The organism is Giesbergeria sinuosa (assembly GCF_042652905.1).
GTDB lineage: Bacteria > Pseudomonadota > Gammaproteobacteria > Burkholderiales > Burkholderiaceae_C > Simplicispira > Simplicispira sinuosa.
This window is the reverse complement of sequence record NZ_JBHSHJ010000012.1, coordinates 1-15,819: the sequence shown is the minus strand read 5'-3', so window position 1 is coordinate 15,819 and position 15,819 is coordinate 1. Positions and strand designations below refer to the sequence as shown.

15 protein-coding genes are annotated in these 15,819 nt (G+C 56.8%); 5 read left to right on the top strand and 10 right to left on the bottom strand.

Features of this window, described 5'->3' with window-relative positions; genetic code table 11:
- Positions 1 to 265: 265 nt before the first annotated feature.
- The 5 genes from ACFO6X_RS13135 to ACFO6X_RS13115 all read left to right on the top strand — a co-directional run bounded on the left by ACFO6X_RS13135 (position 266) and on the right by ACFO6X_RS13115 (position 5,947).
- Complete coding sequence (locus tag ACFO6X_RS13135) at positions 266 to 1,921, top strand: MBL fold metallo-hydrolase (RefSeq protein WP_382433783.1); 1,656 nt, start codon at positions 266 to 268, stop codon at positions 1,919 to 1,921.
- Entirely contained in the window at positions 1,914 to 2,696 is a 783-nt protein-coding gene (locus ACFO6X_RS13130; protein ID WP_382433781.1) for an rRNA pseudouridine synthase, read from the top strand. The genes ACFO6X_RS13135 and ACFO6X_RS13130 overlap by 8 nt, the downstream gene beginning before the upstream one ends.
- 63 nt (positions 2,697 to 2,759) lie before the next feature.
- Entirely contained in the window at positions 2,760 to 3,266 is a 507-nt protein-coding gene (locus ACFO6X_RS13125; protein WP_382433779.1) for an ImmA/IrrE family metallo-endopeptidase, read from the top strand.
- Between the two features lie 102 nt (positions 3,267 to 3,368).
- Positions 3,369 to 5,228, top strand: a complete 1,860-nt coding sequence (locus ACFO6X_RS13120; RefSeq protein WP_382433777.1) for a sensor histidine kinase — start codon at positions 3,369 to 3,371, stop codon at positions 5,226 to 5,228.
- On the top strand, positions 5,222 to 5,947 hold the full coding sequence (locus ACFO6X_RS13115) for a response regulator transcription factor (RefSeq protein ID WP_382433775.1): 726 nt from the start codon (positions 5,222 to 5,224) through the stop codon (positions 5,945 to 5,947). Before ACFO6X_RS13120 ends, ACFO6X_RS13115 begins: the two co-directional genes overlap by 7 nt.
- Here the strand turns inward: ACFO6X_RS13115 and ACFO6X_RS13110 are convergent, their stop codons facing one another.
- From ACFO6X_RS13110 to ACFO6X_RS13065, 10 genes are all read right to left on the bottom strand, one after another.
- A complete protein-coding gene (locus ACFO6X_RS13110; protein ID WP_382433773.1) occupies positions 5,948 to 7,078 on the bottom strand; it encodes an acyl-CoA dehydrogenase family protein in 1,131 nt (376 codons plus the stop codon).
- 22 nt (positions 7,079 to 7,100) lie between these two features.
- Entirely contained in the window at positions 7,101 to 8,294 is a 1,194-nt protein-coding gene (locus ACFO6X_RS13105) for an acetyl-CoA C-acyltransferase (RefSeq protein WP_382433771.1), read from the bottom strand.
- A gap of 42 nt (positions 8,295 to 8,336) precedes the next feature.
- On the bottom strand, positions 8,337 to 8,996 hold the full coding sequence (gene can, locus ACFO6X_RS13100) for a carbonate dehydratase (protein WP_382433769.1): 660 nt from the start codon (positions 8,994 to 8,996) through the stop codon (positions 8,337 to 8,339).
- Positions 8,997 to 9,021: 25 nt separating this feature from the next.
- Positions 9,022 to 10,212 carry an isovaleryl-CoA dehydrogenase gene (locus ACFO6X_RS13095; protein ID WP_382433767.1) on the bottom strand — a complete coding sequence of 397 codons (1,191 nt, stop codon included), beginning with the start codon at positions 10,210 to 10,212 and terminating at the stop codon, positions 9,022 to 9,024.
- A gap of 54 nt (positions 10,213 to 10,266) precedes the next feature.
- Entirely contained in the window at positions 10,267 to 10,728 is a 462-nt protein-coding gene (locus ACFO6X_RS13090) for a PaaI family thioesterase (protein WP_382433765.1), read from the bottom strand.
- Between the two features lie 34 nt (positions 10,729 to 10,762).
- Positions 10,763 to 11,161: a MerR family transcriptional regulator gene (locus tag ACFO6X_RS13085; RefSeq protein ID WP_382433763.1), complete on the bottom strand. Its 399-nt coding sequence runs from the start codon at positions 11,159 to 11,161 to the stop codon at positions 10,763 to 10,765.
- A 120-nt stretch (positions 11,162 to 11,281) separates the two neighbouring features.
- Positions 11,282 to 11,830, bottom strand: a complete 549-nt coding sequence (gene ruvC / locus ACFO6X_RS13080) for a crossover junction endodeoxyribonuclease RuvC (RefSeq protein WP_382433761.1) — start codon at positions 11,828 to 11,830, stop codon at positions 11,282 to 11,284.
- A complete protein-coding gene (aroE, locus tag ACFO6X_RS13075; protein WP_382433759.1) occupies positions 11,811 to 12,689 on the bottom strand; it encodes a shikimate dehydrogenase in 879 nt (292 codons plus the stop codon). The genes ruvC and aroE overlap by 20 nt, the downstream gene beginning before the upstream one ends.
- The gene (locus ACFO6X_RS13070; RefSeq protein ID WP_382433757.1) at positions 12,686 to 13,546 is read right to left on the bottom strand and encodes an energy transducer TonB; all 861 of its coding nucleotides are present in this window, start codon (positions 13,544 to 13,546) and stop codon (positions 12,686 to 12,688) included. Before ACFO6X_RS13070 ends, aroE begins: the two co-directional genes overlap by 4 nt.
- 9 nt (positions 13,547 to 13,555) lie before the next feature.
- Positions 13,556 to 15,637 carry a ribonuclease catalytic domain-containing protein gene (locus tag ACFO6X_RS13065; RefSeq protein ID WP_382433755.1) on the bottom strand — a complete coding sequence of 694 codons (2,082 nt, stop codon included), beginning with the start codon at positions 15,635 to 15,637 and terminating at the stop codon, positions 13,556 to 13,558.
- Positions 15,638 to 15,819: the final 182 nt, after the last annotated feature.

Below are 15,819 nucleotides of genomic sequence, written 5' to 3'. Positions count from 1 at the left end.
TTTTGGGCAGGGAGCGCGCACCTAAGACACGGAGGCGGTCGCCAGCCAAAAATTTGACGCAACAGCGGCAAACCTTGGTGCTCATGGGGGCAACGCTTTGTGTCCGCATTGTCTCAGCATTTTCAACCCCTAGTGCGGCCTCTTGGCTACAGGCCTTTCCTCGCCGGCATCCATACCAATCTTGGAGCATTGGATGACCAGAGAGCCGCGAAAAACAAACCAACAGACATCGCATAGCAACACCACCTTGCCCATAATGCAGGCCATGATCCGCCCCAGTCAGCTCCTCCATCCACCCCACACCCCCGCCCCCATCCGCGATGCAGCCACCGTGTTGCTGTTGCGCGACAGTCCCGAGGGCTTGCAGGTGCTCATGACCCGCCGCTCAGACCACGCCAGCTTTGCACCAGGGGCTTATGTCTTTCCTGGTGGCGGCATTGATGCGTTGGATGCGCAATCCCATGCCGCAGCTGCTAGACGCCCTACACAAAACGATCTGCACCTGACCCAGGCCATCGCGGCCATCCGCGAAAGTTTTGAAGAACTGGGCATCTTGCTGGCCCGCCATGCCGATGGCCGCATGGCGGATGACCAAGACATTGCCCGCCTCCACCGCCATGCCCCCTTTGCCGCCCAATGTGCAGCACAAGGACTGACATTGGCCGCCGACACGGTGTATGTGCTGGCGCATTGGACTGGCGCGCGTGAACTGAGCAAACGCTTTGCCGTGCCTTTCTTGGTGGCCCGTATGCCCGAAGGCCAGACACCCATTGCCGATGAACAAGAGCAATTTGAGCCGGTCTGGGTCTCGCCCCAACAGGCGCTCGAACGCCATGCTGCAGGGCAGTTCTTCATGATCTTTCCTACCATCCGCACCTTAGAGCGATTGGCCCGTTTTGCCAACGCAGATGCTGTGCTGGCTGCTGTGGCCCACGAGCAAGCACTGTGGGTCTGCTGCCCACGCGGCGGCCTACTGGCTGGCAAAGAAGTGCACTACATGGAGGACGAGCCCCCCTTTGGCGAGCTGGCTTTGGTGTGCCCTGATGGTCAAGTGCTGCACCCGCTGGACTGGCAAAGTGCCACCCCCGTACCGCTGCTGCGCAATGTGCAGCGCCTCACGGCCCCCAACCCCGGCTTTATGACTGGCCCCGGCACCAACAGCTACCTGGTGGGCGACCCCAGCACCGGCTATATCGCCATCGACCCCGGCCCCGCCGACCATGCGCATCTCGATAAGCTCTGGCGTGCCGCTGGGGGAGACATTCGCGCCATTGTCTGCACCCACTCACATCCTGACCACTCGCCTGGTGCCGCCCCCTTGCAAGCCCTTTGCACCCAGGCCGGGCGGGCCGCGCCACCAATTCTGGGTTTGCCCTCTGCACCCACCGCCCGCGCCGCCAGTGCCTTTACCCCCGATGCTGTGTTGCAACACGGCCAACAACTCACACTGACGGGGCCCACAGGTGAAGTGCGCCACACGCTGCAAGCCGTACACACTCCCGGCCATGCCGCCAACCACCTGTGTTTGCTACAAGAAGAAGATGGCCTGCTGTTCTCTGGAGATCACATTCTCAATGGCAGCACCACCGTCATCGACCCACCCGATGGCAACATGGCCGACTATCTAGACTCGCTCGATCGGCTCGATGCCCTGTGCCTGCAATACGAGGTGGAGTTCATCCTGCCTGCCCACGGCTATGTATTGCACAACGCACGCGGTGCTATAGCCCAACTTCGAGCCCATCGGCTGGCCCGCGAGGCCAAAGTGCTGGCTGCCATGCAGGCACTGCCTGATGGCACAGTGCAAGACTGGGTGGCCCATGCCTATGCCGATGTACCTCCACGGTTGTGGCCGGTGGCCCAACGCTCATTGTTGGCCCATGTCGAACGCATTCGAAGTATGGAGCCGGGCAATGACTGAAAACATCCCCACGGGGCTGGTACGCCTATCCAAGCGTTTGGCACAGCAATTGGGCTGCTCACGCAGTACCGCCGAGCAATATATCGAAGGAGGCTGGGTGAGCATCGATGGCCGCATCGTAGAACTCCCCGGTGCCCGCGTGGCTGCGCAGCAAACCGTCACACTGGCCCCTGATGCCAGCCTGCTGGAGTTGGCTCCCGTTACGCTGCTGTTGCACAAACCACCAGGCTTTGAAGCAGGCCTAGGACAAGAAGCAGGAGCCAGCGCCCACGGCAGCCGTAGCCAAGGTGCGCCTTCGGCCATCACGCTACTGAATGCCGCCTCGCACCTGCCTGAAGATGCATCGGGCACGCGCGTGCTCTTGCGCCATTTCAAGCAATTGCAGTGCTTTACGCCCCTGCCGACGCCCGCCAGTGGTTTGGTGGTGTATACCCAAGACCCACGCATTGCACGCAAACTGGCCGAAGACATCGAGACCCTAGAACAAGAATGTGTGGTGGAAGTGGCAGGCCAAATGGCCGACGGCGGACTGCAAAAGCTCTGCCACGGCCTGAGCTTCAATGGCCGCCCGCTCCCCCCAATCAAAGTGAGTTGGCAAAACGAAACCCGGCTGCGCTTTGCACTCAAAGGCATCCGCCCCGGACAAATTCCGGCCATGTGCGAAGCGGTAGGTTTGCGCGTGCTGGCCATTCGGCGCATCCGTCTCGGACGTGTCCCACTGGCCAAAGTGCCCGAAGGCCAATGGCGCTACCTGCAATCCTGGGAAAAATTCTGAAAAACCTCTCCTCTGAGGGGCTATGGAGGAGGCACTGGACTGGTGCCTCCGATAATGCGCCGCATGGTCATGTTTGCAGAAGGCATTCTCAAGCTCCACTGGAATCAATCGGTGCCTGTGGATGTGGCACACATTGCCCAGAACATGGGCATAGTGCTAGCCCACAGCCCTAGCCCAACGGCGGCCTGTGCCCACCTACAAATCAGCCTACAAAACCAACCTTTGGTCACGCTGGGGCAGCACCACCACCATGAACGACAACGCTACGCCTTGGCCCAGGCGCTAGGGCATGTGGCATTGCACCACCTGCGTCCCGGCTTAGAGCGCAGCATAGAGGTGTCTGATGATTTTTCTATGGATATGCAAACCCGCACCGAGCGTGCAGCCCACCAGTTTGCCCTGCGCCTGCTCATTCCCGAATCCGTACTACGCTTCTGTGTCCAAGACCTGGCCATGAGCGACTTACTAGAGTTGGCCCATGTCTTTGACGTACCTGCAGCACTCATGGGCTGGCGCCTGATGGATTGGCCCCTACCCGCCCCCAGCCCCCCTTCCGCTTCGGCCCCATAAGCCACTCGCACCCCAACCGCGCAGATGCCTCTATCTCCTCTTTGAAAGCACAGTCCACGCACCATGCCACACCATGCCGTACTGCGCTGCAGTGTTGGATGCATGTTTTTGCTCCTGTGCCTGCTACTGGGTGGCATCTCCTGCACCGCACAAGCCTCGCCGCTACCAGTGCAGCGCGAAATGTTTGTCGACCACCACGGTCAGATGTCTTTTGAGCAGGTACAACAACAGGCATTTGCACCGGCACCAGAATTTTTGTCACGGGGATACACCAAAAGCGCACTCTGGCTGCGGGTCACAGTACCGCCCAGCACCGAGCCTCGGCTGGTGGTCTCGGTGCGGCCCTCCCATATCGATCAGTTACACCTCTATCGGCCCGCTGCCCCTTCCGCCCCAACCGACGCCCCCTGGGAAATTCGCCAAGGTGGTGATCTGCTGGCTTACCAACAACGCGAACGCCCCGACCTGACCTACAGCTTCTGGCTATACCCGGCTGCACCACAACAAGCCACCGTGTTTTACGTTCGGCTGCAAAGCAACACCGTACAGGCACTGAATGTACAAGTCCGTACCGAAGCCGATGCCCAACACTTTGAAAGCTTGCAATACCTGTTGGTGGGCGCCTACATCTGCCTGCTACTGGTGCTGGCCTGGATAGCCCTGATGCGGGCACTCATTAGCAAAGACGGCGCTTGGCTAATCAATGGCCTGCTGCAACTGGCTGGTATCGTGCTCACGCTGGCCTTTACGGGTTCTTTGGCCCGATACATCCTGCCCGCACAGCCCTATTGGGTAGACCGCGCCTCCATGCTGGCCGCCTGCGTACACCTGACCTTGGCTTCCCTGATGTATGCCAAGATCAATGCCATTTTTGATGGCAACAGGCTGATCTTTTGGTTGCGTACAGCCGTGGTATTGATACTGTGCTGGGAGGTATGGCAAATTTTTTGGGGTGATCCGCGGCTGGCAATGAAGCTCAACACCAATGCCGTGCTGTTTTATACCCTCATCGGTCTGGCAGATCTGCTGCTGTTCAATATCAACGATCGGCCATTGCGCTGGACTATCCGTGTGTTCTACGGCCTACAAATCAGCTACCTCATTTACCTGTTGTTGCCCATGCTGGGTGTCGGTCAATCAGGCGCGCTGCATGTGCTGCCCAGCACCCTGTTGGTCAACCTGTTTGCTGCTGTGATGCTGCATCTGGTGCTCATGCGCCGAGATGTTCTACAACAACGGGAATACGCCCTGCTGCACGGCCAAATACAGGAGACCCAACGCCGTTTTCAATGGGAACAACAAAAGCTCCAAGAATCGGCCACCTTCATCAACATGCTGTTGCATGAGCTCAAAAGCCCTCTGGCCAGCATCCGCCTGTCGGCCTTGACGCTACAACGCAAACTGGAAGATACCTTTGGTCGGCAACGGCTCGTCCGCATCCAGCAAGCAATTGACAGCATGGATGCTGTGCTCGAACGCTGCCGACAAGTAGACCGGCTCGAACAAGGTCATACCAGCGAACACCCAGAAACACTGGACTTGGTTGCACTGCTGCACGACTACCAGCGCCAGCATAAAAATGCCCATCGGTTGGTGCTGCAACTGCCAAGCAACTTGCCTGTGCAGGCAGACAGCCTGAACGTCAAAACAATGTTCAGCAACCTGCTCGACAATGCCTTGGCCTACTCACCACCAGACAGTCTGGTAGAAGTCCAACTGCTCAGTTCAAAAACACCGCCACGCTGGCATCTGGTGGTGCGCAACCTGCCTGGGCGCGCTGGTTATCCTGATGCCCAGCAGATCTTCCAAAAGTATTACCGTGCCAATGCAGCCCACCACGCCACCGGTTCAGGCTTAGGTCTGTACTTGGTACAACAAATCGCCCAACGCGGTGGTGGGCAGGTTCAGTACCGGCAAGATGGCATGTGGATCACATTCACGCTGGAGTATCCCCGTTGTTAAACGCTCACCCTGTCCATGCCCATGCTGACCACCCTTTGTCTATTGTGGTGGTAGAAGACAATGAATTGCTGCAAGAAGAATTGCTGGCATTTCTAGAACGACCCGGATGGCAATTGCGGGGCGTAGACTCGGGCGAACAACTCGACGCCGCACTGAACGAGGAACCCGCCGATATCCTGATTCTTGATCTGAACCTGCCTGAAGAAGACGGATTGAGTATCGCTCAACGAATGCGTGCCGCAATGCCCCACATTGGCATCGTCATGTTGACAGCACGCAAACTGTCCCAAGACAAAATCTCAGGCTATGAATCGGGTGCCGATGTCTATCTGACCAAACCCGCCAACATCAACGAATTGGAGGCTGTGATTGCCAGCCTGGCACGCCGGGTACAACGCTCCCCCCAAATCGAACTGGTGCTTGACCTGGGCCACCAGCAGTTGATACGGTCTGAGCAACAAAGTTTGTCACTCAGCATGACAGAAATCCAGCTGTTGCGAGAATTGGCGCTGGCCCCCCAACGGCGCATGGACACCGACATGCTGCTCCAGCGCATCAACCAACAAAGCAACAGCCACCTGAACCGTGAAAACCTCGCCGTGCTCATCAGCCGATTGCGCAGCAAAATGACCCAAATGCTGAACCTATCCCACAGCATCAAGGCCATCCGGGGGTTTGGCTACCAGCTCAACTCCAGAATCGTGGTGCGAGCCCCTTGATCAGGCCAATGCCCGCTGGATAATGATTTTCTGCACATCGCTGGTGCCTTCGTAGATTTGGCAGACACGCACATCCCGGTAAATGCGCTCCACCGGAAAATCATTGACCACGCCATAACCGCCCAGTGTTTGGATAGCAGCACTGCACACCCGTTCGGCCATCTCACTGGCAAAGAGTTTGGCCATCGCTGCCTCTTTCAGGCAAGGACGACCGGCATCGCGCAAACTGGCCGCATGCCAAATCAGCTGGCGTGCCGCCTCTAATTGCGTAGCGCAATCAGCCAAACGAAAACCCACTGCCTGATGATTAAAAATGGCGGTGCCAAAGCTCTCGCGTTGCTTGGCATACTGCACTGCCAGCTCCAAGGCACTACGCGCCATGCCTACGCTTTGTGCGGCAATGCCAATACGCCCACCTTCCAAAGCAGAAAGGGCGATTTTGTAACCCTCGCCTTCCGCGCCAATCAGGTTGTCGGCTGGAATACGGCATTGGTCAAAATTGATCTGTGCCGTATCGCTGCTGTGCTGGCCCAGTTTGTCCTCTAGGCGTGCCACCACATAGCCAGGGGTGCTGGTGGGCACGATAAAGGCGCTCATGCCTTTTTTGCCAGCCGCCTTATCGGTCACGGCAATCACGATGGCCACTTGGCCGTTTTGACCGCTGGTAATGAACTGCTTCACACCGTTGATGACATAGCCATCACCCTCACGGGTCGCCGTAGTGCGCAACGCCGAAGCATCAGAGCCTACATGGGGCTCCGTCAGGCAAAACGCGCCCAGCATCTCGCCACGGGCCAAGGGTGTGAGCCACTGGCGCTGCTGTTGGGCATTGCCATAACGCATCAAGATGGCATTGACTGGGCAATTGGTCACGCTGATGGCAGTGCTGGTGCCGCCATCGCCCGCCGCAATCTCTTCCAACACCAGCGCCAGCGTGACATAGTCGAGGTTGGCTCCGCCGAGTTCTTCGGGCACGCAAATGCCGTAGGCTCCCAGTGCTGCCAGCCCTTGGTGCGCTTCTTTAGGAAAGTGGTGCTCCTTGTCCCAGCGGGCAGCATGGGGCCAGAGCTCGCGCTGTGCAAAATCGCGCACAGCATCACGAATCATCTCCTGATCTTGGGTCAGCAGCATGGGGGTCTCCTGAGCCTAGAACTTACAGCAGCTCAATGGCAACCGCTGTGGCTTCCCCGCCACCAATGCACAAGGTAGCCACGCCTTTTGTCAGGCCACGGGCTTGCAGTGCATAAATCAACGTCACTATGATGCGCGCACCACTGGCCCCAATAGGGTGGCCCAAAGCACAAGCGCCACCGTTCACATTCACTTTGTCATGCGGCAGGTTCAGATCGTGCATCAACGCCATAGGAACCACGGCAAAGGCTTCGTTGATCTCCCACAAATCCACATCGGCAGCACTCCACCCTGCTTTGGCTAGCACCTTTTGTGTGGCCCCAAGGGGGGCCGTGGCAAACCATTCTGGCTCTTGGGCGTGGGTGGCATGGGCCACGATACGCGCCAGCGGCTTGGCACCGAGTTGTTGGGCTGTAGAGGCGCGCGCCAACACCAATGCAGCCGCACCGTCGTTAATGCTCGAACTGGAAGCGGCCGTGATGGTGCCGTCTTTTTTGAAGGCAGGCTTGAGTTGGGGAATTTTGTCGAGCTTGATTTTGCCCGGGCCTTCGTCTTTGGAGACGACAACCTCACCTGCGCGTGTTTGCAGGGTGACAGGGGCAATCTCGGCCGCAAAAGCGCCCGAGGCAATGGCGGCTTGGGCGCGTTGCACACTGGCAGTAGCAAAAGCATCTTGCTGCGCTTTGCTAAAGCTGTATTTGGCGGCACAGTCTTCGCCAAACGTACCCATCGAGCGGCCCGGCTGGTAGGCATCTTCGAGGCCATCGAGCATCATGTGGTCAAAAATGCGGTCGTGGCCGATGCGATAACCGCCCCGGCCTTTTTGCAGCAGGTAGGGGGCGTTGGTCATGCTTTCCATGCCACCGGCCACCATCACATCGTGTGTGCCGGCCAACAACATATCGTGGGCAAACATGGCCGCCTTCATGCCCGAGCCGCACATTTTGGACAGCGTGACCGCTCCAGCTTCTTTGGGTAATCCGCCCTTGAAGGCGGCTTGGCGTGCCGGGGCTTGGCCTTGGCCTGCCATCAGGCAATTGCCAAACAACACTTCGCCCACGGCAGAGGGGGCCACGCCGGCACGGGCTACGGCGGCGGCAATAGCAACACCACCCAAATCATGGGCAGCAATGCCAGAAAAATCACCCTGAAAAGAGCCCATCGGGGTGCGGGCTGCGCCCAAAATAACAATGGATTCGGTAGTTGGGGATGTCATAGTGTTGTCTCCTGTAGTTTGGTTTTGTATTTTTGGGCGTATTTAGCAACGGCCTTCGGCCACCCCTGCTATGGCGGCACGGTAGAGGCTCTCAAACCCCTCGTTGCTGCTGACAGACATGTGCAGGTTGTTGATCAGCCCATCTTTCAGGCCATAGCACCAGCCGTGCAGCGTCACTTGCTGGCCGCGTGCCCAAGCATCTTGCAGCACCGTGGTTTGGGCAATATTGACCACCTGCTCAATGGCATTGAGTTCGCACAAAGCATCATGGCGGGACTCGGGGGCCATGCGGGCCAGCAAATCACGGTGGCGGTCACGCACGTCCTTGACGTGGCGAATCCAGTTATCGGCCAAGCCAACGCGAATATCTTCTAAAGCCGCCAGCACGCCACCGCAACCGTAGTGACCCACCACCATCAGGTGTTCCACCTTGAGTTGATCCACTGCGTATTGGATGGTAGACAGGCAATTGAGATCGGTGGGCACCACCACATTAGCCACATTACGGTGCACAAACACTTCACCCGGCTCCAAGCCAGTGATTTGATTGGCAGGCACCCGGCTGTCAGAGCAGCCCACCCACATATAGCGCGGCTTTTGCTGCGCCATCAGGTTGGTAAAGAAGCCCGGCCGATCCCGCTCCATCTGCGCTGCCCAAGCACGGTTGTTGTCAAACAGTTGGCTAATGGAGGGGTTATGCATCACGGGACTCCTTCAAAGTAGAAAATTAACAGGTCTCGGCAAACAGCTCTCGGCCAATCAGCATGCGGCGGATTTCGCTGGTGCCAGCGCCAATCTCATAGAGCTTGGCATCACGCCACAAACGGCCCAAGGGATACTCATTGATGTAGCCATTGCCACCAAAGATCTGAATGCCATCGCCCGCCATTTTCGTGGCTTGTTCAGCACACCACAAAATCACGCTGGCACAGTCCTTACGCACTTGGCGGACATGGTCAGTGCCCAACATGTCCAGATTCTTAGCCACGGTATAAGCAAACGAGCGCCCCGCTTGCAGCACGGTGTACATGTCAGCCACCTTGCCTTGGATAAGCTGAAACTCGCCAATACTCTGACCAAACTGCTTACGGTCATGGATGTAAGGCACCACGTTGTCCATCACAGCCTGCATGATGCCCAGCGGGCCACCGGTGAGCACAGCACGCTCGTAATCCAAGCCGCTCATCAGCACCTTGGCCCCGCCATTGACGTTGCCCAAAATGTTCTGCGCGGGCACCTCCACGTTTTCAAACACCAGCTCGCCCGTGTGGCTACCGCGCATCCCCAGTTTGTCCAGCTTTTGCGCAATACTGAAGCCCTTCATGCCCTTTTCGATCAAAAAGGCCGTGACGCCACGCGCCCCCAACTCTGGCTCGGTCTTGGCATAAACCACCAACGTATCCGCATCGGGGCCATTGGTGATCCACATCTTGTTGCCATTGAGCAGGTAGTAGCCCCCCTTGTCTTCGGCCTTCAACTTCATGCTGATAACGTCAGAGCCTGCACCCGGTTCACTCATCGCCAAGGCACCAACATGCTCACCGCTGATCAGCTTGGGCAGGTACTTTTGCCGTTGTTCGGCATTGCCATTGCGGTTGATTTGGTTCACACACAGGTTCGAGTGTGCGCCATAGCTCAAGCCCACCGAAGCACTGGCACGAGAAATTTCTTCCATCGCCACCATGTGGGCCAGATAGCCCATGTCAGCACCACCGTACTCCTCAGACACCGTGATACCCAGCACGCCCAAGTCGCCCATCTTGCGCCACAAATCCATTGGGAACTGATCGCTATGGTCGATTTCGGCAGCACGGGGAGCGATTTCGGCTTGGGCAAAGTCGCGCACAGCATCGCGCAGGGCATCAATGTCTTCGCCCAGTTGAAAGTTGAGGCCGGGCAAGTTGGCGGGAAGGCTCATCGCAATGTCTCCTGATGTGTAGGTATGAAAGGAAGAAAAGATGCTCGAAACGATTCAGTAGCGCACATCTGGACGGCCTGTGACCGCCATCAAGGTGCAATGCATGGTGGCTACCAACTTCTCTTGGCCATCCGCCAAGGCATACGCCCGACCCTCAGCCACAGTGATAGTGCGGCCCGGCTTGAGCACCCGGCCTTCCATGCGAAAGCGTTTGCCCAGCGCCGGAGCCAGCAAATTGATCTTGAACTCAATGGTCAGCACCTCGGCATCGGCAGCCATGAGAGTGAAGGCGGCGTAGCCACAAGCAGAATCTAGTGCGGTAGACACCATGCCTGCATGCAAAAAGCCATGTTGCTGGGTTAATGCCGCTGCCCAATCCAGCCCGATATCCACAGCACCGGGCGCCACATGCTCCAACCGCGCACCCAAAGTATGCATCGCCTGCTGACGGGCAAAGCTGTCACTCACCCGCTGGAGATATTGAGGATCACGTGGCTCAAAAACAGCTTCTGCCATGCCAGCTCCTGAATTACGTTTACGTAAACGTCAATTATGGCTGATTTTTGTCCATCTTCGCTAGCAGCGCACGGGCTTCTTTTTCGTGCTCCTTGATTTCGTCAAGGTTCGCTTGCAAATCGGCCATCTGCTCTTCCAGCTGGCAACGATGCCCCGCCAGCACACTGAGAAACTTGCGCAATTGCACGCCAGTGTCGCGGGGGCTGTCATACAGATCAATAATTTCTTTCGCCTCGGACAGCGACAGTCCCAAACGCTTGGCCCGCAGCGTCAACTTCAGACGGGTACGATCACGGTTACTGTAGAGACGATTACGACCGCCAGGGCCAGTGCGCTCCGGTTGGAGCAGACCCATGTCCTCATAGAAGCGCATCGCACGGGTCGTGAGGTCAAACTCTTTGGCAAGGTCGCTGATAGTGTAAGTAGTGGCCATGGTAATGTGTCTGAAAGACCGGACGTGCGGGGATAGGCAGCCCTCGGCCATGCAATAGGCATCGCGCAGGCGTGGGTGGTGTGCGCGCTTTGATGCCAATGTTACAAGGCATCGTCAGTATCAGTAACTGCGCCCCGCCTTAAACATCGCGTGTTGGCGACGTTGCAAAGTCGTAGAGGCGCCCAGTCGGGCCATGGCGGCACCGGCATGAGCATGGGTAATGGCCAACCCCAAGGCATCGGCAGCATCGGTGCCTGGCAAACCAGGTAGCTCCAACAAACGGCGCACCATCTCCTGCACTTGAGACTTGGCTGCACGACCGTGCCCCACAACGGCTTTCTTCATCTGCAGTGCGGTGTATTCAGCCACCGGCAAATCACAAGCCACCAATGCCGTAATACAGGCACCGCGCGCCTGTCCCAGCAAAAGCGTCGACTGTGGATTGACGTTGACAAACACAATTTCTACCGCGGCGGCATCTGGCTGGTAACGCGCCACCACCTCGCCAATCCCGTCGAACAACACCTTGAGCCGCCCCGGCAAATTCCCCAGTGCTAAACCTGTCGTGCGAATAGTGCCACTGGCCACATAACTAGCAGCCTGCCCCTGCACATCAATGACCCCGAAACCGGTGGTTTGCAAGCCAGGATCAATGCCCAGAATGCGCATGACCTGCTGCCAAGGAAGGCGCCACCAACAGCGCGCGCAACTCAGCCAATACCTGCGCTCCCGGAGGACGCACACCACGCCAAATGGCAAAAGCTTCTGCGGCCTGCTCTACCAACATTCCCAAGCCATCACGGGCCTGGGCACCGTGGGTGCTCGCCCAATCCAAAAAACCTTGGGCCGCAGGGCCATACATCATGTCATAAGCCAGCGCCCCAGAACGCAACACGGTTGCTGCTACTGGCACGGCATCACCCACCAAACTACTGGCACTGGCATTGATCACCAAATCAAAATCAGCCTCTAACGCCAGTGGGCTTGTAGCAAGTAATTCGGTATGGTTGGCTACAGCCAACGCCGCATGGGCGGCCACCAGCGTCTGGGCACGCGACAACGTTCGATTAGCCACCACAACACAGCGCGGCTTGGCCGCCAACAATGGCCCCAATGCACCTGCTGCGGCACCACCCGCACCAATCAACAACACATCGCGCCCGGCCAAATCGAAACCCGCGTTCTGCGTCAAATCTGCCACCAAACCCAAGCCATCGGTATTGTCAGCGACGATGGCTCCTGCGCTAAAAGTCAGCGTATTGGCCGCTCCAGCCAACAGCACACGCTCGCTGCAATGGCTAGCCAGACCTGCCGCCTCTAACTTGAATGGCACTGTCACATTGCAACCACAGCCCCCCGTAGCCGCAAAATCGTGAACGGCCTGGGCAAAACCTGTCAATGACACCAAACGGCGCTCATAACGCAGCGCCTCTCCTGTCAACTCAGCAAAACGGGCATGTATCCAAGGTGAACGGCTATGCTCTACCGGATTGCCCATCACACAATAAAGATCAGCATTACCACTCATTGCACATGGGTCTCCAACGTCTGATCACGCGTAAACTTGAAGCGTGACACCACAGCAATCTGATCGGCCTGACTACGCATAGCCTGACCAAAAGGCTCAAAAGGCCCAGCGGCTCGAGCAATCGCCTCGGCACGACGATCGAGCAAGGAATTGCCAGAACTCTGCACCACCTCTGTCTCCAGCACACGACCATCATGATTCACGGTCACAATCATGGTCAACTCACCATAGATTTTTTGCCCATTCCTCTCCGGAAAGTTAGCCGTCCCTTTATCCTCTACCTTGCGGCGCATCGTATCGTAGTAAACGGCATAAACTTCATTGCGCGTGGCAGGACTGATGTAACGCTTCTTGGGTCGGGCATTCTCATCATTGATGCGCTTTTCAATCTCAGCCAACAGCTTCAACAACTGACGGCGTTTTTCTTCCTGCTCTTCAGGCGCACGGCCAGCAACCACATTTTGTGGATCAGAGGGTGGCAAGGCCGCCAGCTGTTGGCGCAACTGTGCCAACAGCCGCATCTGCTGTACCTGTAAAGCATCTAACTGGCGTTGTGCCTCTTCGTAGTCATCACCTACCTTGGTCAAAGCCGAATAAGGCAACGGACTGCTAGCCCGCCCTTGGGCAGCCTCTCCCCCCCCTGCCAAGGCATGTTGAGCAATCGCCTGCGCTTGGTCAGGACGCTCATCTGAACGGGCATTGACCAGAATCACCTCCAGAGGCGTATCCTGAAATACCCGATGAAAAGCTTCAGGGTGAACAAAACGCACTGTCAACAGCCCTGCATGCAGGGCAACCGACATTGTCAGTGCCCACTGCAACGTGTTGAAGGAAGAAAAAAAGGCTGGTGATTTCACGGAGGCAGATTATCCGACGCTGGGCGCCATCGGCACACTGTTTTCTGCGTCTGCATCACTCAGATCTACAGCAATCGCAATCGGCCCTGCAGTAGCGGCATCCTCTTCGTCCTCACCTTCTGCAGCCATTGCAGAAGAATCCACAGGGTTGTCTAAACGCTCCAACACCGTGCCATGCACATCCAATGCCATTTCATCAATGGCACCCAACTTGACACGCAAACGAGCGCCGCGTGGCAAATTCTGTGCCCCCAAAACAGCAAAGACCAATGGCAAGGTATCGGCACGGACTAAACAATCGCCACCAGGCACATCCTTGATGACGGTGGCTTCGAGCTCGGTGATTGCATTTTGCTGCAAATATTTGAGCGTCCAAAAACGCTCCATACTGGCCTGATAACTGTTGTAGGCACCATAAGTAGCATCAAAACTGCTAATGATAGAAAACAACTCGGCACTTTTGGGTTTGAAAGGTGCGGCCAGTGCAGCCATGTTGCCGTGGCGCACACAGGCAATAATCTGCCATTGATTGACCAAATCGACATAACGGCGCAACGGCGATGTAGCCCAAGCATAGCTCTTCACACCAATACCTGCATGGGGCAATGCCTTCGTGCCCATACGCACCTTGACCCCTGGTGCCATGCTAGCCTGACTGCGGTAGATACCAGGCACCCCCAACTCTGCCAACCAAGCACCCCAAGTACTGTTAGCCACAATCGCCGCCTCCGCCACGATCAGATCCAGGGGTGCGCCACGCTGACGGGTCGTGATCTGTACGGTCTCAGAACCATCAGGCTCAGCGCCGTCGTTGCCCTGCAAACGGAAGTTGTAATCGGGTCGATTAAAATTTTCCGGCTTACCGCGTACCACTTCCCGTTGGGCTTTGAGCTGCTTGGCCAATCGGTACAAAAATGCCAATTGCTCGCGCAAACAAAGCAATGCTTCTGGCGTCTCTGGAACCTGCACAGATGGATCGGTCAACCACCCTTCCGTCACAATATGGTCGAGTCGATCGTGGCGTAAATTGACCGCCACCGGCACACGCTCCAGCTTCGTTTCCGTCCCAATGATTTCAAGGCTCTCCTCATTGATCGTGACGTACAAAGAGACTGCCGGGTTGGCACGCCCCTCATCCAAGGTATAGATCTGCACCACTGCATCGGGCAACATAGTGATCTTGTACCCTGGCATATACACCGTAGACAAGCGATTGCGCCCCAACTGGTCTAGTGACGATCCCGGCACCATCGCCAAACCGGGCGCAGCAATATGAATACCCAACACCACCGTTCCTGTCCCTAACCCCTGAACCGACAACGCATCATCAATTTCGGTGGTATGCGAATCGTCAATGGAATAGGCCTGTACCGGAGCCAGCGGCAAATCTTCTGGTGGTTGGGGTGCCTCTAGGGTGGGGAAACCTGTACCCTTAGGAAAGTTATCAAACAAGAACCGCTGCCAATGGAATTGGTATGCAGAATCTATGGCTCCCGCTTGCTGTAACAACACCAGAGGAGCGGTATGGGTAGACCGGCTGGCCTCCACTACGGCCTTGTACTCTGGCGCATTCTTGTCAGGCTTGAACAGGATTTTGTACAACTGATCACGAATTGGTTGTGGACAATCCCCTTGCCCCAAAGCCTGTGCCCAATCAGCCACCTGCTGCAAAATGGCTTTTTTCTTTTCAATGGCCGCCAAAGCCTGTTGCAAAACATCTGCCGACGCCTTTTTGAAACGTCCTTTGCCCGCCCGCCGAAAATAGTGCGGAGACTCATGCATACAGAACAAGGCACCCGCCTGCTGAGCCAATGTAGCCTGCTCAGAAAAATAGTCGCGCGCTAAATCGGCAAAACCAAACTCCTCTTCAGGGGCAAACTCCCATGCCAAATCCAGTTCGATACTGGAAGCCACGGCCTGTGCTTGAAGCATCAGCTCTGTGGGAGAGGGCTTATCAAACTTCAGCAGAATGTGGGTAGCCTTGACTTTGACCCGTTTGCCAGACTCAAGCTCCACTTGAGCCGAAGTATCAGTTTCAGAGAGGATACGACCGGCCAAGAATTTGCCGGAATCTTCAAACAATGCATGCATGGTCATATTCTCCCATGCACTCACCGAAAAGATGCGATTTATTAGAGCAGGCGCAAAAAAAGCGAACCCCCTCTGACCGTAGAGATCAGAGGGGGTAGCTTGAATAATGAGCCTGACGATGACCTACTTTCACACGGGAACCCGCACTATCATCGGCGCGAAGTCGTTTCACTGTCCTGTTC